We start from the raw sequence: 20252 nt of genomic DNA on the forward strand, positions 1-20252 counted from the left end.
AGCCGCTTTCCGGCTTAGTTCAAATCAATAGTCAATAATACGTTGAAATAGTTATCCCTATCCTTACTGGTTTGCAGGAAAGCTTTATCTCCATAAACCATAGTTAGCCTTTTTTTAATGTTGTCTAAACCAATATTATGACTAAGCACAGAACCATTTACATTAATTAAATTCCTGGTTTCTATAATTAAAATGTTTTGTGCCATATTGATGCTAACTAAAGCAGGCTGCGTTTCCTGAAATAGATCTCCATGCTTAAATACGTTCTCTACAAGCGTAATCAAAATTAAAGGTATGATCTGAGTCTCCGACAAATCCGGATCATATTCTAAAATTATATTGGGTTCGCGCTCTGATTTGATCTGGTGAAGTTTAATCAGATTCTCTACCTGTTCAATTTCCAGTATGAGATCGGTAAAAATCTGTTCCTCATCATCCTGAATGGAATACCGCATCATATCTGATAAGGTAATAATTGCCTCGGCAGCTTCCGGCGCAGTTTTACGGGCACTTGCATAAATAAAGCTGAGGGTATTGAACAGAAAATGTGGATTGATCTGTGCTTTTAAACGTGCATATTGCGATTTGATCAGTTCTGCCTGTACATTTTGATTTTCAATGATCATCAATAATTTTTCTTTCTCTGCCTCTTGCGTAATCTTACGTTCCCTCAGGTAATTCACCAGGTAATAGTAGCCAGACGAAAAAAGAATAAAGTAAATGGTTCTCCAGACAGAAGTTACAATCGAAGTTTTGTTCAAAGTAGCAGGCGATACCAGTATCAAACCAATATATTTATGGAAAAGGCCCGCAGCAACTATGGAAAAAGGTACAAAGACGATAACTTCAAGTACAATTAACAGCGGCAACAACCAAATTCCATGTTTGGTATTTGATTTCGCGGCAGGCATGATCACATAAGCATGAAAATAGAAAAGGCAAATATTAAAAGCATAAAATAAAACATAGTTGCCAACTGTTGCAAAATACCCCCTAAGTATTCCACTTATAATTACTTCGTAAAATATAAAGAAGAACCAGGCAATAAAATGAATGCGGTACTTGTTTAAAAAATTAAAATAGCCTGCCAAAACCGTCTTCATTTCATGTATTTATATATATCGGTATACTAATTTTTAATACCTTATAGTTAGCTATAATTCCATCAAAAATAGCAAATTATAAAAAAGAATAAGGTAAAGGTAAATCTATATCAAACAATAAAATGCGGATCATCCGTCAGCTCGATGTTTAATCAGATATCCCCCGGTTGGATCTAAGTGTTTTCCTTTCCAGAAAAGTTAAAAATTGTTTTTTATAAGTGGTTCCAAGTGGGACCTCCAATTTATTATTTAAAGTAATGCTTGCACCTTCAACTTTATTTATGAAATCCATAGAGATGATAAAAGAGCGCTGAACACGTATAAATGAACTGTTTCCCTCTAATTTGGCTTCCAGCTCTTTTATAGTTAAATAGGCAATGTGCATCCCGTTAACTGTATGGATTTTAACGTAATTGTTCAAGCCCTCAATTGCTACCAGATCTCTCATGTTAATCTTAACATACTTCTGAACCTGATCTGTCTTAATAAAAAAGAAATCCTCCTCCCTCATTTCTCTCCTAAGGTCCGTTTCTGATTTAAGCAGCCGATTGATCATCAGCGCAAATTTGCTCATAGAGATTGGTTTTAAAAGATATTCATTTGCCTGTACCCCAAAAGCATCAATAGCATATTTGGAATGCGCAGTAGTAAAAACAAGATACTTCGTTTTATACCTGATGGCCAGCGATAAATCGAGTCCTGTCATTCCAGGCATATCCACATCCATAAAAAGAATGTCAATGTTATCTTCCAGCGTAATGTCCATTAAAGCCTTAAGCGGATCAGTAAAATACTTTAACAATTGCAGGTTTGGCATGGTCTCAATATAATCCGCCAGCAAATCCACAGCATGTTTCTCATCATCAATTATAACGCAGTTTAGTTTGCTGTCCATGGAAATTACTTTTTAATTGTGTAATATACTTTTTTATCCCGATAATTTTATCCACTATATTCATTTTCGTTCACCACGAAAAACATACAATTCACCACGGTAAACCTGGTGTTGGTGTAATATAATTGCAGGTGAAATCTTTCTTTTATACTTTTAATTAATCATCAACCTATGATGAACAAAAGTCCTGGTGCACAAGTTGTATCAGGGTTTTTTAAAGTTGATCAAACAGATTTCTGCGTTCTCTATATATTTAGTTCTAAAGGGAGCTCATCCTCCCTTTAGGTGCTAAATAATCCATTAAAAGCAGTCCATTAATTTCCGTCTTCATCTTTCGTAGCGCCAGTAAATAATTACGCTATCTATTTTTTTTTCTCACATAGGGGTAGAGACCAAAATCGTTGTCATAATTCAAATCATCAAAAAATGATGATTAATTATTCAAACAAAAAATTATGAAAACGAACAAGTTTTATTTAATGACTGCAGTAGTCCTGGTTTCTATAGGCACTGCTAAAGCACAGGAACCTGAACTAATTTTTGGTTTAAAAGCAGGTCTCAACTATGCCACACTACCAACGAGTTTAAATACTGTAACTGACAAGAAAGAAAAAATGGGTTATAACCTCGGTGCCTTTGCAAGATTGGGTAAAACACTATATTTCCAACCCGAGTTCAACTATGTCACTTTTAAAAGTACCTACAACTACGTTGCAAACACTTATAAGCCAAAGTTTAACCAATTAAACCTTCCGCTTATGGTAGGATATAAACTGATCAATACTTCAGCCTTAAATTTCAGGATCTCCGCGGGACCAGACCTGAGTTACACACTTAACAAAGCAGCTGGACCGGCCCAGTTTGAGTATGAAAAATTCAACGCAGGCGGGGTAATCAATGCAGGGGTTGACCTGGGTAACATCACCATCGATGCACGCTACAGCAGGGGATTAACCAAGGTCAACAAAGATCTGGAACAAAAAACAGGGTTATTTAATCTTTCAGTCGGCTTCAAGGTATTTTAAAACACCAGAAGAACCGCGGCCATGCTGCTCCCAAATAAGACAGGCGATAAATGATTTACCGCCTGTCTTATATTTTAGCCATAGACTTTCCTAAATACCAGCAAAGCCAGGTAAAAACCGGTGCTGCAAGAATATCAGCAGTATAATGAACATGCTGGATCAGCAACAAACCTGCAATTACTACTGTCGCTATAAAAGCTATGATTTTATCATTTTTTTTCTCCAGGCACAGTGCGCCCAGGAACATCGTAGCGGTGTGCCCGGAGAAAAACAAGTCTTTAGTGATCACATTGGAACGGTAAAAGAAAATAGAACAGGGGTCCGCCAGGTCAATGATATCCGCAGGTGGATTGAGCGGGACCAATGTGATCGTTAAGATCCTGGCTGCACATAGAAATATAAAAGCCCATAATGCAGTAAGGCACATCAGTGTATTTTTAGACATCCTGTATAAAAACAACCCAATCATTGCATACAATATGATAAAAATGTATACAGAAACGTCAATTGCAGGCAATTGCGCCAGCACCCAGTCATTCAGCGTTTTTCCTTCCCGTGCTTCTATACGTAAAAAAAAATGGGGGATAAAAATCAAAATGGCAATAAGAATGAGCATCCCCAGAATAAATTTAATTCTGAAGGCTTGGTAATCCCAGGCGATCTGCCAGGTAAACTGTTTAAATTGCATTAAATCGGTTAGTTGTTTTGTCTGGTAAAATTATACAAATAAAGCAATTTAAATTAAAATTTTCCGGTAATTTAATTTTAGCCGGATAGACCATCCGGCTATATTCAGCTCCTATAGTCCCGCAAATTTATTTTCGCCAATTTGTTTAAATGCTGTGATAAAAAGCTATAAATTACAGCAACCAAATACTTCAGATCAGCATGAATGAATTTCAAATAAAAAAATCACCCGTTACTTATGATGTTATTGTTGTTGGATCGGGCGCGGGTGGGGGCATGGCCGGATACGTACTGGCAAATGCCGGGCAAAAGGTATTGATGCTTGAAGCGGGGGCTTATTTCGATCCCCGTACTGATGCCCAGCAACTCAAATGGCCCTGGGAATCGCCGCGTCGCGGAGCAGGAACCATACGTCCTTTTGGAGACTTTGATGCCGCTTATGGGGGCTGGGAGCTCGATGGAGAACCTTATACCCAGAAGGACAAAACTGAGTTTTCCTGGTTCCGTTCCAGAATGCTGGGCGGAAGAACCAACCATTGGGGCCGCATCTCTTTAAGAATGGGGCCAGATGATTTTAAGTGTAAAGATGGTTTAACAGACGACTGGCCGATCACCTATGAAGAAGTAAAACCCTTCTATGACAAAGTTGACCGTATGATCGGCATCTATGGTACAGTGGAAGGTATAGAAAGTGAACCGGACGGAATCTTTCTACCCCCTCCAAAGCCGAGGCTCAACGAGCTGTTTATCAAAAAAGCCGGGCAAAAAACAGGCGTAAAGGTTATCCCGGGCCGGGGCTCCGTATTAACAGCAGCACTGCCAGGAAACAAAGACCGGGCACCCTGCTTTTATTGCGGGCAGTGTGGCCGGAGCTGTAAAGTCTATGGAGACTTCTCGGCATCTTCCTGCCTGGTTATACCAGCAGTAAAAACAGGAAATTTAACAGTAATTACCAACGCAATGGTCAGAGAAGTACTCACCGATCAAAGTGGTTTGGCCATCGGGGTTTCCTATGTAGATACGAAAGATCTTCAGGAACACCAGGTGAACGCGAAAATTGTCATATTGGGTGCCAGTGCATGCGAATCTGCCCGCCTGTTGCTGAACTCAAAATCAGCTGCACATCCCAATGGCCTCGCCAACAGCAGCGGTGTGATCGGAAAGTACCTGCACGACTCTACAGGTGCCAGCTTAAGTGGTTTTTTACCACAGTTAATGGATCGTAAACGTTACAATGAAGATGGGGTAGGCAGCGTGCACATTTATTCCCCATGGTGGCTCGACAATAAGAAACTGGATTTCCCGAGAGGCTATCATATAGAATATGGCGGTGGCATGAGGATGCCGGGCTATGGTTTCGGGAGCGGTGTACCCGATTGGAATGGAATGGTCCCTGGTAAAAATGGCAAAATGAAAGAAGCCGGCGGTTATGGTGCAGGTTTAAAAGATGACTACCGGCGATTCTTCGGTACAGGTGTAGGTATGGCAGGCCGGGGTACAGCCATCGCAAAAGCAAGCAATTATTGTGAAATAGACCCAAAAGTAGTGGATAAATACGGCATTCCCGTATTGAGTTTCCACTATAAATGGGCAGATGAAGAAATTAAACAGGCCAGGCACATGCAGGAAACCTTCCAGGCCATGATGCATGCCATGGGGGCAATCATTACCTCAGATATTCCAGGACCCGATACCAATTACGGACTGGAAGCCCCCGGTAAAATCATCCATGAAGTAGGCACCGTAAGAATGGGTGATGACCCAGAAAAATCAGCGCTGAATAAATGGTGCCAGGCACATGAATGCAAAAACCTCTTTGTCGTAGATGCTGCACCATTTGTACAACAGGGCGACAAAAATGCCACCTGGACCATACTTGCGTTGTCCATGCGCACAGCAGAATACATTTTAGATCAGAAGAAAAAGCAAAACATCTAAACAGAAAAACATGAACAGACGTGAATCCTTAAAAATACTTGGTTTAACCACCTTAAGTACAGCCGTACTGCTGGATGCCTGCAAACCGGGGACAGATCGAACAACAACAGCCGAAACTGCCGCGGCAGAACCGGGCAGACAGGAGTTTGAACTGGAAAGAGACAAAAAACTACAGGCCGAAAAATTCTTCAGTGCACATGAGATGGGTACCATTACGGTGCTGGCGAACATTATCATTCCGAAAGATGAACACTCAGGAAGTGCATCCGATGCCAAGGTACCTGAGTTTATTGAATTTATGGTCAAAGACATTCCATCACACCAAATCCCCATGCGTGGTGGATTAAGATGGCTGGACATGCAATGCCTGAAACGTTTTCAAAAGCCATTTAAAGATACCTCAGCCGAACAGCAGCTCCAGATGGTAGATTTAATTGCCTATCCAAAAAAAGCAAAACCAGGAATGGAACAAGGCGTTGCCTTTTTTAACCTCATGCGCAGCCTTACTGCTTCCGGTTTCTTCACCAGTGAAATGGGCGTAAAAGACCTGGGCTATGCAGGCAATGTACCCAATAAGTGGCAAGGCGTTCCTGCTGATGTTTTAAAACAGTATGAAACAGAGATAGGAGGGATCTCCTAACCATACCATCATTTCCGCTTTTCTTTTTAATAAAAATTTAATACTTATTTAATACATTAAAAGAAAATATAATATTTTTTAATGTTTATTTTTGGATAAATTAAACATTATGAAAGATAAATGCTAGATTTATGGTACCTAACCAAATAATCAATTAAACCATGAAATTAATTGATGAAGATCTGTTACTGGCCATAAGCAAGGGCGATGAAGAAGCATTCAAATGTCTGTTCAGGATGCATCGTGACCAATTATTTGCCTATATTTTTAAGATTACAAAATCGAGAGAAACAGCGGAAGAAATCGTGATGGATGTATTCCTGAAAATATGGGAAAGCGCAGCGGTACTTACAGAAATAAAGAATTTTCAGGCATTTCTTTTTCATATCGCCAAAAATAAAGCGCTCGATTTCCTGCGCATGGCCGCAAAAGACCGTGTACTGGTCGAATTGCTCTCGGATCAGATCAATACACCAGCCAGCGATCAGCCAGACGACAGGCTCCTGTTAAATGAACTGAAATCAGACATTGACAAGGTCGTAGCCCGTCTTTCCCCTCAAAGAAAATCTGTCTTCCGCCTCAGCAGGGAGCAGCACATGACCTATGATCAGATCGCAAGTCACCTGCAGCTCTCAAAAAGCACCGTAAAAAACCACATGCTCGATTCACTCCATTTTATTCGTCATCATTTAACACGAATTTTGAGCTGATCATCCTCATTTTACTGTTTATTAAAAAATAAATAGACGGCCATTAGGCCTGTCGTCTTTTTTTTTCGTCTTACCTGTATAAAGCATAACCAAATAAAACCAATGTATGCATAAGCAGGAAAGAATATCCTTTTTATTAGACCGCTACATCCACAACACCTGTTCAGCAAAAGAACTCCATGAGCTGTTCCAGCTATTGGAAGATCAGGACAACAATGAATTGTTGCAGCAGGATCTCAGGGAACTCTGGCAAAATACCAGCCCCGGCCAACACCATACAGATGCACAATGGGATCAACTGTACGAATCCATGATGAAGAAAAGGCCAAAAGAATCAAAACTATCATCCAAAAAGCGCTTTACCATATTGACGGCAGCCGCTTCTTTGCTCTTACTGCTTTTTGCCGGAACATTTTTTTACTACCAGCAAAAAAGCAATCTGAATACAATAGCACAACATACAACTATAGACAATGAACTGACACCAGGTGGTAACAAAGCCATACTTACACTATCCAATGGAACCAAAGTTACACTGGATGAAGTACTTAACGGAAAAGTATCCGGTCAGGCCGGTGTTCAAATCACAAAAACGGCTTCCGGGCAACTTATTTACCGCATTCAAAACAGTTCAGTCAGCTCAAAACTAAGCTTTAACACCATAGAAACGCCACGTGGAGGGCAATACCAGCTCATCCTTTCCGATGGTACCAAGGTATGGCTCAATGCAAATTCATCCCTGAAGTATCCCATTTCCTTTAGTAAGACAGAAAGGTCGATCGAACTTAAGGGAGAAGCATATTTTGAAGTTACAAAAAATAAGAAAGCACCATTTAAAGTTATCAGCAACAACCAGGAACTCGAAGTACTGGGCACACATTTCAACATCAATGGCTATGAAGACGAACCCGATATCAAAACCACCCTGATCGAAGGTGCAGTAAAAGTATCAGACAGATCGAACCGGGCCCATGTCATGCTTAAACCAGGCGAACAATCTAGTTTTCATGCTAACAAATTTGAAGTAAACAGTGTAGATACCGAATCAGCAGTAGCCTGGAAAAACGGTTATTTCACATTCGATAAAAGTACATTGGAAAGTATCATGAGGCAAGTTTCCCGCTGGTATGATGTAGAGGTGAACTACCAGGACAAAACAGTAAAAGAACAGGTATTCAGCGGAAATATTTCCCGGTTTGAAAATGCCTCCCAGGTACTGTCCATATTAGAACTCACTGGTCTGGTCCACTTTAAAGTAGAAGGAAGGAGGATTACAGCCATGTTATAAATCTTACCATGAGGATACTAAAAACCCGGAAGTGCGGCTAACACCCCCGGATTAATTTGGTCTTATCCTAACAAATTGCAGAAACACAATCATTTAATCAAAACCAACATCAAATATATGATTTTTTATAACCTATCTCGTCTTAGGCAGCTTGTCTATGCATTGGGACAATCGTTGCCCTTCATGAATCCGGCTTTTTGCCAGATCAGCGAGGCCAGTAAAAGAAGAATAATTATGCGAGTTAAGCTTACCATTATCATCATAACTGTTTGCTTTATGCATGTAAGTGCCATAGGGCACGCGCAAAGGATCACCTTATCTAAACAGGGCACTTCTTTAAACCAGATATTTAAAGAAATCAGGAAGCAAACCGGCATGAATATCGTATGGCCACCAGAAAAGTTCGATGAAGAAGCCAGAATAAGCGTAACCGTTAAAAACATGCCGCTTGAAGAAGCCCTTACACAAATCCTGGCACCCGTAAATTTAACCTATGCCATTAAAGATAAAACCATTGTCATACAGGTAAGACAGCTATCCGGCCGCATCACAGCTGATACCTTAAAAACAGTTGCCGGGAAAGTGGTCGATCTGAAGGGCATTCCTTTACCGGGCATTGGGATCAAACACAAGGAAACCAATACTGCAACCACCACTAATGCTGATGGAATATACCAGATCAAGGTACCTGATAAAGGATTATTGATCTTTACCTACGTTGGTTTCAAAACCCAGGAAATACCTGTTGCAGGCAAAACCACCATCAATATCAAATTGCTCGAAGAGCAAAAAGAACTGTCTGAAGTAGTGGTTGTGGGTTACGGCACCCAGAAAAGGATCAACCTTACGGGAGCCGTAGACCAGGTTGGACAGGAAGTATTCCAAAACCGTCCGCTAACCAGCACCACTAAGGGTTTACAGGGTGTGATCCCCAATTTAAACATCAAGATGACCGACGGTAAACCTACACGGAGCTCTGCATATAATGTCCGTGGAACCACGTCAATAGGCGCCGGAGGCTCTGCACTCGTGCTGATAGATGGCGTACCCGGCAATCCTGACCTCATCAATCCCAACGATATTGAAAGTGTTACCGTACTTAAAGACGCAGCATCGGCAGCCATTTACGGAGCCAGGGGTAGTTTTGGTGTGGTACTGATCACCACCAAAGCACCTGCAAAAGAAAAAGCCACCATCAATTATACCTCAGGTTATTCACTTAACGATCAAACCATCAGACCAGATCTGGTTACCGAAGGCTATCCGTGGGCGCAGGTATTTAATGATGCCTTCAGTTCCTGGAACGATTACAGCGCAGATCCTCAAAAAGCTAACAGCGTGTTCCCGTGGTCACAGGAATACCTTAAAGAGCTCAAAAGACGGTATGAAGCCGGAATTGGCCCCTCAGCTGAAATTGATCCGGCCACCGGAAAATACGTGTATTATGGCAGTACCGATTGGCTCAATGAATTGTATGCCGACAATACGCCCTCCATGGAGCAACAAATCAGTGTTTCGGGAAGCAGTGATAAAACAGCTTTCTACATTTCAGGAAGGTACAACAACCAGGGCGGAATTTTCCGTTACAATCCCGATAAATTTAACCAATACAACCTAAGGGCCAAAGGAAGCATACAGGCAACCAGCTGGTTAAAAATTGAAAATGACATCACTTTTAACCAGCGGGATTATTTTTTTCCGATTCTGAACCATGCCAGTAATACACCTGTCTGGCGCCGCATCTCCGATGAAGCCTTTCCGGTGGCCATGCTCAGAAACCCAGATGGTACGCTCACAGACAATGCCTCTATCGTATTCGGTAGCTTTATCTCCGGCAACAACGTCATGAATGAAGCCAACAGGCAAACCAGGAACACTTCCCGTGTTTTTACCAATTTCCTGGATAACAAACTAAAGATCAATGGAGATTTCACCTTCGATAAAACTTCATTTAACCGCCAGTTCATTTACAGCCCCGTTCCCTACAGCACGGCACCTAACCAGTTCCTGGAGCGCGGGATCAATAAAATGAACAACCTTAACCAGGAAACCACCTACCTGGCACTTAACGCCTATGGCGAATACAGCAACAGTTTTGGCAAACACAACATTACCGCCTTACTGGGTTACAATTACGAACAGTCTAAACAAGATGATCAGTTCGTAGAAAGGGATAACCTGATCAATCCTGAATTTCCTGATTTTTCTCTTGTAGATGGTCAGAATTTCATCCTGACAGGAGGGGGTAACAAATGGATCACCCTTGGTGGTTTCTTCCGTTTCAATTACAATTACGCAGGCAAGTACCTGTTTGAAGTAAATGGCAGGTACGATGGCTCATCCAAATTCCCCACAGGTCAGCAATATGGCTTTTTCCCATCCTTCTCCGGTGGCTGGAGAGTATCTGAAGAATCCTTCTGGAAGCCGCTAAAAAATACCATTAACGAATTTAAACTGCGCGCTTCCTACGGCAGTCTGGGTAATGGGAATATAGACCCATATCAGTTCCTGCAAACCATGGGCGTTACCCGATCGGCACTGGTGCTGGGCGGTATCAGACCGAACTACACCCAGTTACCCAATGTGATACCTGACGGCTTAACCTGGGAGAAAGCCACAACAACCAATATCGGTGCAGACATTTCTCTGTTCAGAAACCGCCTGACTACCAATTTCGACTGGTACATCAGAAGGACCACAGATATGTTTACTGTAGGCCTTCCTTTACCCGCCACTTTTGGCGCGGGTGTTCCTAAAGGAAATTATGCCGATTTGAAAACCACAGGCTGGGAGCTTTCCATTGGCTGGAGAGATAAGATCAACACCGGCAAACCGATTGGCTACGATTTCCGGTTTACATTGTCCGATAGCGAGTCGACGATCGAACGTTTCAACAATCCGCTTAACCTCATAACCACTTATTATCCGGGAATGAAAGTAGGAGAGATCTGGGGCTTCGTTAACGATGGCTATTTCATCGATCAGAACGACATCAACACCCATGCCAACCAGAGCTTAATTAAAGTTTCTGCAGCCAATAAACCATTACCTGGTGACATCAAGTTTAAAGACCTGAATGGCGATAACATCATCAATCAGGGTACCAAAACATTAAACGATCCCGGAGATCAAAGAGTGATCGGGAACAACAGCATCCGTTACCAATATGGTTTCAATGCCAATTTCGACTGGAACAATTTCTCCTTTGGCGTATTTTTTCAGGGCGTAGGCAAACGTGATTATATGCCTACAGCAGACAACTCTTTGTTCTGGGGCCCATACAACAGGCCTTACAGCTGGCATCCTAAAGATGTGGTCGAAAACATGTGGTCACCCGAAAATCCAAATGCCTATTATCCAAGATTGCGTGGATATACCGCTTTAAATGCAGGTGGTGAGTTAACCTATGCGCAAACCCAATATCTGCAAAATGCTGCTTACATCAGGCTTAAAAACCTTTCTATCGGTTATAATCTGCCTTCCAGCCTGATCAAAAGGGTCCGTTTATCTGCATTGCGCATTTATTTAACTGGACAAAACCTTTGGGTTTGGTCGCCTATGTTCAAGCATACCAAAAACATGGATCCAGAAAACATAGAACAGGCCGATCCGGAGTTGAACAAGAATGCGGGGCAAGGTATGGCCTATCCCATGTTAAAAACCTATACTATTGGTCTTAATGTTACTTTATAGGCAGGCGTATGAATTATTTAAAACTCGATTTCAATTTATTCAATTATCAGACGATCATGAAAAGAATTATTTTTATTGCCGCAATAGTTCTGCTGGCAGGCTGTAAAAAGTCGTTCGAGCTTTATCCACCAGATAAGCTTGCCCCCGCAAATGCTTTCAAAACAGAAAAAGACCTCCAGTTATATGCCAATTCGTTTTACAATGCCCTGCCTACAGGTAACGACATTGTCCGGTCTGACGGAACCAGTGATTTCCTGGCAGGCTCAACCGTTCCAGCCTATATTGCCGGAAGTTACAATGCTGTACAGGCACCAGCTTCCACCTGGACCTTCAGTTCCTTAAGGAATATCAATTACTTCCTGGAGCATTTTGGTCAGGCCAGCATTCCTGATGAAGCTAAAAACCATTTCGAAGGCCTGGCCCGCTTTTTCAGGGCCTGGTTCTATTTTGATAAAGTGAAACAATTTGGCGATGTACCCTGGTACGATAAAACAATGGATGTTTCTGATCCTGAGATTTATAAACCAAGAGACCCAAGAGATTTTGTAATGAAAAAGATTCTGGCTGATCTTGATTTTGCCGCGGCCAATATCAGGCCAAGCAAAGATGCTTCCTCATCTCAGGTGAACAAATGGATTGCACTAGCCTTTAAATCTAGGGTGTGCCTTTACGAAGGCACTTTCAGGAAATACCATATAGAGTACAATTTACCCGACGCCAGTTTCTGGCTGGAACAAAGTGCCGACGCCGCTTCAAAAGTAATGGTTGGCAACCAATACCAGATCAACAAAGAGGCCAGCCTGAACATGAGCTACCGCAATCTGTTCATCAACGAGCAGCCCAAAACTAATGAAGTAATGCTGGCCGCAGTGAACAGCCTGACGTTAAGGGTACTGAACGATGCCAACTGGTATTGGACAAGCGCTACTTATGGCAGGAGATTAAGTTTTACCAAATCATTTATCAATACCTTTCTAAAGGCCGATGGCAGCCGCTTTACTGACCAGGCTGGCTACAACACCATTCCATTCTGGAACGAGGTAAAAGGCAGGGATCTAAGGTTACAGCAAACCATCCGGATGGGCGATTACAAAAGGGAAGGCGCTGCAGCACCTCCTGATTTCACCTATACCTACACCGGTTATATGCCTTATAAATTCACCTTGGATGCCAAAACTACCGATGGCAAAGCCGAAAACAGCAATTCACTACCCATTATGCGTTATGCAGAAGTATTGCTCAATTTTGCCGAGGCCAAAGCCGAACTCGGTACTTTCAACATTACCGACTGGAATGCTACCATTAAAGTATTGAGGGAAAGGGCAGGCATTACCAATATAGCGATGCCGCTTATAGCCGACAATTACCTGAAAACCAATTATTTTCCAAACCTATCAGATGCAAACCTTCTCGAAATACGCAGGGAACGCGGTATAGAACTTGCCATGGAAGGTTTCAGATATGATGACCTGATGCGCTGGAAACTCGGTTCCTTACTGTTAAAACCTTATGATGGTTTGTATGTACCAGCATTGAATACCTTGTACGATTTAAACGAAGATGGGGTAAGTGATGTCTCATTTGTAAAAACAGCTCCAGCGAATCCTGTAAAAGGTGTGGTATACTTTGTCGTGAACGGTACACAGCATTACCTGACTAATGATACCTTTGGTGTCATTATTGTTCAGAACAATTTAAAACGGGTATTTGAAGATTATATGTATTTACAACCTATACCGTATGATCAGATTGTTTTAAATCCAAAACTGATTCAGAATCCTATATGGGAAACTAAATAATATATACATTCATTCATCATGCAAATAAAAGGAGGTCTGATTCTAGTAACAGGATTGGGCCTCCTTTTATTTGAAGAGCAGGAAAGGCCATATTTAAGTTACAGCAAGTCCACAGAACAAACCATTAACTCAAACGAGAATCTACATCTCTATTTCTGGTTCAATTTTGCCTTTCTGCATTGTGCTGTTCCTGAGATTTTTCATTTCTCCGGGTAGGATGTACGTCGCCTAACAGGGCATCTGTGTTTTCTACGTGTTTTTTTTCTGGGGGATTGTTGGTTTCAGCTGTTGCCGAGTCACTTTTATAAGATTCAGGAGGAATATCCCTTTGGTGTCCTGGTTTTCCTGCAACAGCTGTTCCGGTAAGATTAGAGCCGATTTCCCTTGGAACCGAGTTTTCTTTTTGAGTTTCCATGAGCTTCTGATTTAAGTATATAAAAAGAACAGCAGGAGAAGTACTTTGTTTTTAAAAATACAGAATAGGTAGAGCGGGAGGGTGGTATTAAAAAGAAACGGGGATAGGCCCTAAGACTTACCCCCGTTAAATTAACGCTCTCAGGACAAATGTACGTATTAATTTGAATAATGCAAATTAATCTTGTTTTTTATACAAAAAGCCGGAGTAATCCGGCTTTTTGTACTGATGATATTCATAGGGATGTAAGTACTTGCAGGTTATTGAACAATCTTACCGTCTTTATCCACTTTGATAGAACCAGTTTCTGCTTCTTTTTTAACGTTGATCAGATAGTAGGTAGTCTTATCTGCATTAGTTACAAGAAAGGCTTCGGTTGCTGTCCATGCTTTAACCGGCTCTGATTGTAATGTTTTTTGAACTGCCTCAGGTAGATCTTTCAATTCAACAGGAGTTTTGGTGGTGCTGTCCTGAAAGGAAACAACTTGCACCTGGTTTTTCACTTCTGTTGCTTTTACTGTTGTTAATCCTGCTAATGCAAAAAAGGCTGCTGATAAAATGATCTTTTTCATAAAAATATTTTTCAATTAATAATTCTTGTTAATTATGTCTTGTATAGTTTTCAAAATAGTGCCACAAGTACAGATATAAACATAAAGTATTAATAAACAGCATATTAAATATAAAGCATGGATTTAATTTTTGTGGATTTTCTCTACACTTTGCTGAAGATGACCGCTATGGGTTCATATCCCTTTCTACTTTTCTGGCCGTGCTTTTTCCAGGTAAATAAATCTGGAAACCAACACCTATACCCAGGTTATGCGCATAAGCACTTGAACCAAATCCAACTACACCATTGTATTTCAAAAGCGCTTCCAAACCAATAGACGGGGTTACAAAATAGGTAAAGCCAGGACCGAAACTAAAACCCAGTCCATTGGTACTACCACCACCGGAAGGATTGTAACCTTGTATACCAACGGTAGCTTCGCCGAAAAATCTGGAGCTTTTAACTACTTCATTGGCACCGGTTTCCCCATAATATCTGCCCAAAGCACTCAGGCCGTAATTAAAATCAGTACCTGATCCCTTCTGTGTAGCAAGGCCTAAATTTACTTCTCCTCCCAGCGCAAGTCCATCCTGCACAAACCAGGCAGCTTTTGGACTCAAGTTAAAGGTAAATTCATTGGGCTTATCTAAACCAAAACTGATGTTTGACAGATTTGCCCCTATCATGACATTTCCTTTTTGTATCTGTGCATTTGCTCCAAATGCAACAGCAGTTCCGAAAATAATAGTAAAAAATAGCTTTTTCATAGGATTTGGATTTAAGTTTTTAGATAAATGATCAAAAATTATCAGTTTCTGATATTTAATTTAACAAAATCCCTTCGTTTTTTGTTTATAAGAATTTATTTCGAGACATTTACGAATGTAATTTGCCTTGTTTATCAACACCTTAAATAGATGATTACACTCATTTTATGGAAAAGCGGTAGTTAGAATGGAGATGTCAATAACTGATCAAACGAACGATAAACCTAACTACTTCATGGAAAAAGTATGGAATATGTTGGGAATAAATGCAACTGACGAAATTAAATGGGGGATTATTGGTTGTGGTGACGTTACCGAAATTAAAAGCGGACCCGCATTTAACAAAGTACTCCACTCATCTTTAGTTGCAGTTATGCGACGGGATGGATCCAAAGCAAAGGACTATGCGGACAGGCACGGGGTACCAAAATGGTATGACGATGCAACAGCGCTGATCAATGATCCGGAAATAAATGCCATTTATATAGCTACTCCACCCTTGCAGCATGAAGAATATACCTTAATGGCTTTGGCTGCCGGAAAACCCGTTTATGTCGAAAAGCCAATGACATTGAATGCGGATGCTGCTTTAAGGATGAAAGCAGCGGCTGAAAAATATGGTGTTAAACTGAGTGTTGCACATTACAGACGTGAACAGCCGATGTTTTTAAAGGTTAAATCTTTAATAGATGAAAAAGTGATCGGAGAAGTAAGCCTGGTTCAGCTCAAGATGTTCCAGCCGCACCAATCTGACCTGATTGCAGATTCAGCTACCAACTGGCGGCTCGACCCCGCAGTATCAGGTGGGGGTTTGTTCCATGACCTGGCCCCGCACCAGCTGGACCTGATGGTTTATTTTTTCGGTGATGTACTGAAATCTTCCGGTATATCTTTAAATCAGGCAGGCTTATATATTGCCGATGATATTGTGAGCGGACAGATCTTATTTAAAAATGGAGTTTTGTTTAACGGCACCTGGTGTTTTACCGCCGCAGAAAAGGTAGATGTCTGTGAAATCATTGGCAATAAAGGAAAAATAAGTTTCCCGATCTTTGGTCATAAAGTTACCTTAAGTAAGCATGGCGAAGAAGAGGATTTTATATTTGATCCCTTACCCCATGTGCAACAACCGATGATAGAACAAGTGGTAAAGTATTTTTTAGGGAGAACTGAAAATCCCTGTTCTGCAGATGAAGCCTTGTTATCAATGCAATTAATTGATAGCTTTACCAGTCATGAAAAAATCTCCTGACGGATCAAAAAAACCTGGTATTTTCAGTCTGCTAAAGCCTTGTAAGGGGCTGATCGTGTTATTACTTTTTTTTGCGCTGATCAGCAATGGTGTAAATCTGCTGCTGCCAAAAATTGTAGCTAATGGAATAGATGCCTATACCAACGGTACTTTTGATTTTAATGCCATACTGATCAGGTTTTCTGCAGCTATTCTGTTTGTTTTCATTTTTACATTTCTGCAGAGCATTATCCAGACTTATGCTTCGGAAAAGGTAGCCAGAGATCTCAGGACAAAGCTTGCCGATCAGATCTCCAGACAGAGCAATATGTATGTGGAGCAGGCCAATCCTTCCAAACTACTGACCAACCTGACTGCTGACGTCGACTCCATTAAGCTGTTTATCTCGCAGGCCATTGTTTCGATCACTTCATCGATATTTATCATTATAGGGGCAAGTATTTTACTGTTGAGTATCAACTGGAAACTGGCATTGGCCATTATTGCTATCATTCCTGTTATCGGGATAACCTTTTTTTTGGTGATCAAAAAAGTGAGTGTACTTTTTAAACAAAGCAGGGAGGTGATAGACTGGCTCAACAAAGTCATCAATGAAAGTATATTGGGTGCTGCTTTAATCCGTGTGATCAATTCGCAACAGCTGGAATATGTGAAGTTTCTATCCGCAAATACCAAGGCAAGAGACCTTGGCCTGTCCATATTAAATCTTTTTGCGGGCCTGATCCCTGTAATCATATTTGTTGCCAATTTAGCCGGTCTGATCATTTTATTACTGGGGGGACACTACGTGATCAGCGACAGCATGACCCTTGGTGATTTTGCTGCTTTTAACAGTTACCTGGCCCTTCTTATTTTTCCAATTATCGTGATCGGATTTATGAGCAATGTAATTGCTCAAGCTACTGCATCCTATGGCCGTATTGCCCATGTACTGAACCAGGTTAATGCCGCAGATACCGGTAAGCTCAGGGATGCACTGAATGGCGAGGTAGAAATGAAGGACATTCATGTACTTTATGGACAGAAGCCGGTGTTAAAGGATATTTCTTTTAAATTGTCTGCCGGATCGAAAACTGCAATAATTGGCCCTACGGCGGCAGGAAAAACACAATTGCTTTATTTATTGACGGGCCTGATTAAACCGGATAGCGGGAAAATTTTATTTGATGGAGTTCCGGTGGAGCAATACCAGGCCGAGTCTTTTCACAACCAGGTTGGTTTTGTATTTCAGGACAGTATTATTTTTAACATGAGTATTCGGGAGAACATTGCATTTAATGACAAAGTGAAGGATACAGATCTGGAAAAAGCAATTGAAACGGCTGAACTCAAAGATTTTATTGATACACTGCCGGAAAAATTAAATACTATCATTTCGGAAAGGGGGAGCAATCTTTCAGGCGGACAAAAACAAAGGATCATGCTGGCAAGGGCCCTTGCCTTAAATCCTAAAGTATTGTTACTGGATGATTTTACGGCAAGGGTAGATGTGCAGACAGAACAGCGTATTTTAGCAAATGTACAACGTAATTATCCGGGATTGACGCTGCTCTCTGTTACCCAGAAAATTTCGGCCCTGGAAAATTACGATCAGGTGATCCTGCTGATGCAGGGGGAGATCATTGCCCGTGGCAGCCACAAAACACTCCTGAAAGATAGTTCGGAATACATTCAGATTTATAACTCACAGCAAAGCACCAGCAATTATGAACTACAATCTTAACCGGATAAGTGGTAAGGAAGAAAAGAAATCAACATTTGCGGTACTAAAGAAGTTGTTTCAGCTGATTTCGGATGAGAGAAGAAACGTATTACTGGCCTTTATTGCGATAGTGATCAACTCCACACTGCTATTGTTAACGCCACTGATTATCGGGCACACCATAGATACGTATATAAGTACCAAACAATTTGATGGGGTACTTCGGTATTCGGCAATCTTATTTGCGATGTTCCTGTTAACCCTGGCCACGGGCTACCTGCAAACCAAACTGATGGGGGGAGTTGGGCAAAGAATGTTATATACACTTAGAAACGCCATATTTAGCAAACTGCAGGAACTGCCGGTATCTTTTTTCAGTCAGAACAAAGCCGGAGACCTGATATCAAGGGTAAATAACGATACAGATAAACTGAACCAGTTCTTTTCGCAATCTTTAATGCAATTCTTAAGCAGCATTTTTACCATGCTGGGCTCTGGTATTTTTCTGTTGCTCATCAATTTTAAATTGGGTGCTGCTACATTGGCCCCGGCGTTATTAATATTGATATTTACCACTATGGTATCGGCCTGGGTAAAAAGTAAAAATGCGCTGAACCTGAAAAGTGTAGGCAATCTGAGTGCGGGTATACAGGAAAGCCTGAATAATTTTAAAGTGATCATTGCCTTTAACCGCAGGGATTATTTCAGGAAGCGCTTTGAAGAGAACAACCAGCAGAATTACCAGACTGCCATTGGTGCAGGCATCGCCAACACCATTTTTGTGCCGGTCTTCGGATTGTTCTCCAGTATAGCACAGTTGGTGGTACTGGTATATGGCATCCACCTGATTGCTATAGGTGAATTTACGATCGGCTTGCTGATCAGCTATTTGTCTTATGCAGTTAATTTTTACAATCCCTTGCGGCAGCTTGCGGCATTATGGAGTACGTTCCAGGTAGCTATGGCTGGCTGGGACAGGATTTCCCAGATCTTATCGCTGGAAAGTGATCTTCAGGTAGTAACCGATACGACAGCACTGCATTCGGATGCGCTTTTGACTTTTAAAAATGTTCATTTTTCTTATGCAGGTGGTCAGGAAATATTGCACAATATCAGCTTTGAACTGCAAAAGGGTAAAACCTATGCATTTATCGGACCAACGGGTGGTGGGAAAACCACTACTGCATCGCTGATGGCGCGTTTGTATGACACGACCAAGGGAACTGTGCTGTTAAATGGAAGGGACATCCGCGCCTATAGTGCAGCTGAACGCAGCAGCAAGATTGGCTTTATTTTGCAGGAACCATTCCTGTTTACCGGTACGGTGAAAGACAACATCTTATACAGCAACAACGCGTATGCAGATTATAGTAATGCGCAACTGGAGGACGCAATTAGATCAGCTCACCTGGAAGGTTTACTGGCTTTATTCGATAAGGGACTGGAAACAGAAATTGTTGCCAATTCCGATAGCATCAGCCTTGGCCAGAAACAACTGATTGCATTTATGAGGGCTGTTTTACGAAATCCGGAATTGCTGATCCTGGATGAGGCCACTGCAAATATTGATACGGTTACTGAGCAGCTGCTGACTGAGATCTTAAAGAAACTCCCAAAAGAAACTACCCTGGTCATCATTGCCCATCGCTTAAATACCATTGAGAATGCAGATGAGCTCTATTTTGTAAATTCAGGTGAAGTGATCAAAGCCGGTACATTGGACCATGCCATGGATATGCTGCTGAAAGGAAAAAGGAGCAGCTAACAGCGGAGGTATTAGTGTCC

The 20252-nt window shown here is 41.5% G+C and carries 16 protein-coding genes; 10 read left to right on the forward strand and 6 right to left on the reverse strand.

Features of this window, described 5'->3' with window-relative positions:
• Positions 1 to 14: 14 nt before the first annotated feature.
• Entirely contained in the window at positions 15 to 1103 is a 1089-nt protein-coding gene (locus R2Q85_RS10855) for a sensor histidine kinase (protein WP_316811804.1), read from the reverse strand.
• A gap of 148 nt (positions 1104 to 1251) precedes the next feature.
• Positions 1252 to 1998 carry a LytTR family DNA-binding domain-containing protein gene (locus R2Q85_RS10860; protein WP_316811805.1) on the reverse strand — a complete coding sequence of 249 codons (747 nt, stop codon included), beginning with the start codon at positions 1996 to 1998 and terminating at the stop codon, positions 1252 to 1254.
• 455 nt (positions 1999 to 2453) lie between these two features.
• On the opposite strand from R2Q85_RS10860, the gene R2Q85_RS10865 reads away from it, so the two are divergent.
• Positions 2454 to 3023 (forward strand): porin family protein, encoded by a 570-nt coding sequence (locus R2Q85_RS10865; RefSeq protein WP_316811806.1) that lies wholly within the window; start codon positions 2454 to 2456, stop codon positions 3021 to 3023.
• Between the two features lie 67 nt (positions 3024 to 3090).
• Here R2Q85_RS10865 and R2Q85_RS10870 read toward each other — a convergent pair whose 3' ends face one another.
• Positions 3091 to 3711: a phosphatase PAP2-related protein gene (locus R2Q85_RS10870; RefSeq protein WP_316811807.1), complete on the reverse strand. Its 621-nt coding sequence runs from the start codon at positions 3709 to 3711 to the stop codon at positions 3091 to 3093.
• 200 nt (positions 3712 to 3911) lie between these two features.
• Here R2Q85_RS10870 and R2Q85_RS10875 point away from each other — a divergent pair, with 200 nt between their 5' ends.
• From R2Q85_RS10875 to R2Q85_RS10900, 6 genes are all read left to right on the forward strand, one after another.
• Positions 3912 to 5648, forward strand: coding sequence for a GMC family oxidoreductase (locus R2Q85_RS10875; protein ID WP_316811808.1), 1737 nt, complete (start codon positions 3912 to 3914; stop codon positions 5646 to 5648).
• A 10-nt stretch (positions 5649 to 5658) separates the two neighbouring features.
• The gene (locus R2Q85_RS10880; protein ID WP_316811809.1) at positions 5659 to 6288 is read left to right on the forward strand and encodes a gluconate 2-dehydrogenase subunit 3 family protein; all 630 of its coding nucleotides are present in this window, start codon (positions 5659 to 5661) and stop codon (positions 6286 to 6288) included.
• 161 nt (positions 6289 to 6449) lie between these two features.
• Positions 6450 to 6998, forward strand: a complete 549-nt coding sequence (locus tag R2Q85_RS10885) for an RNA polymerase sigma-70 factor (protein WP_316811810.1) — start codon at positions 6450 to 6452, stop codon at positions 6996 to 6998.
• Positions 6999 to 7104: 106 nt separating this feature from the next.
• Positions 7105 to 8286, forward strand: coding sequence for a FecR family protein (locus R2Q85_RS10890; RefSeq protein ID WP_316811811.1), 1182 nt, complete (start codon positions 7105 to 7107; stop codon positions 8284 to 8286).
• Positions 8287 to 8403: 117 nt separating this feature from the next.
• The gene (locus tag R2Q85_RS10895) at positions 8404 to 11979 is read left to right on the forward strand and encodes a TonB-dependent receptor (RefSeq protein WP_316811812.1); all 3576 of its coding nucleotides are present in this window, start codon (positions 8404 to 8406) and stop codon (positions 11977 to 11979) included.
• 56 nt (positions 11980 to 12035) lie between these two features.
• On the forward strand, positions 12036 to 13778 hold the full coding sequence (locus R2Q85_RS10900) for a RagB/SusD family nutrient uptake outer membrane protein (RefSeq protein WP_316811813.1): 1743 nt from the start codon (positions 12036 to 12038) through the stop codon (positions 13776 to 13778).
• Positions 13779 to 13938: 160 nt separating this feature from the next.
• Here the strand turns inward: R2Q85_RS10900 and R2Q85_RS10905 are convergent, their stop codons facing one another.
• From R2Q85_RS10905 to R2Q85_RS10915, 3 genes are all read right to left on the reverse strand, one after another.
• Positions 13939 to 14193 (reverse strand): hypothetical protein, encoded by a 255-nt coding sequence (locus R2Q85_RS10905; protein WP_316811814.1) that lies wholly within the window; start codon positions 14191 to 14193, stop codon positions 13939 to 13941.
• 260 nt (positions 14194 to 14453) lie between these two features.
• The gene (locus tag R2Q85_RS10910; protein WP_316811815.1) at positions 14454 to 14765 is read right to left on the reverse strand and encodes a hypothetical protein; all 312 of its coding nucleotides are present in this window, start codon (positions 14763 to 14765) and stop codon (positions 14454 to 14456) included.
• Positions 14766 to 14931: 166 nt separating this feature from the next.
• On the reverse strand, positions 14932 to 15513 hold the full coding sequence (locus R2Q85_RS10915) for a hypothetical protein (protein ID WP_316811816.1): 582 nt from the start codon (positions 15511 to 15513) through the stop codon (positions 14932 to 14934).
• A gap of 235 nt (positions 15514 to 15748) precedes the next feature.
• On the opposite strand from R2Q85_RS10915, the gene R2Q85_RS10920 reads away from it, so the two are divergent.
• From R2Q85_RS10920 to R2Q85_RS10930, 3 genes are read left to right on the forward strand one after another with little or no spacing between them, the layout of a single operon-like run.
• Positions 15749 to 16765 (forward strand): Gfo/Idh/MocA family oxidoreductase, encoded by a 1017-nt coding sequence (locus tag R2Q85_RS10920; RefSeq protein WP_316811817.1) that lies wholly within the window; start codon positions 15749 to 15751, stop codon positions 16763 to 16765.
• A complete protein-coding gene (locus R2Q85_RS10925; protein WP_316811818.1) occupies positions 16749 to 18488 on the forward strand; it encodes an ABC transporter ATP-binding protein in 1740 nt (579 codons plus the stop codon). Before R2Q85_RS10920 ends, R2Q85_RS10925 begins: the two co-directional genes overlap by 17 nt.
• Complete coding sequence (locus R2Q85_RS10930; RefSeq protein ID WP_316811819.1) at positions 18472 to 20232, forward strand: ABC transporter ATP-binding protein; 1761 nt, start codon at positions 18472 to 18474, stop codon at positions 20230 to 20232. Before R2Q85_RS10925 ends, R2Q85_RS10930 begins: the two co-directional genes overlap by 17 nt.
• Positions 20233 to 20252: the final 20 nt, after the last annotated feature.

The organism is Pedobacter heparinus (genome assembly GCF_032678725.1).
Classification (GTDB): domain Bacteria; phylum Bacteroidota; class Bacteroidia; order Sphingobacteriales; family Sphingobacteriaceae; genus Pedobacter; species Pedobacter heparinus_A.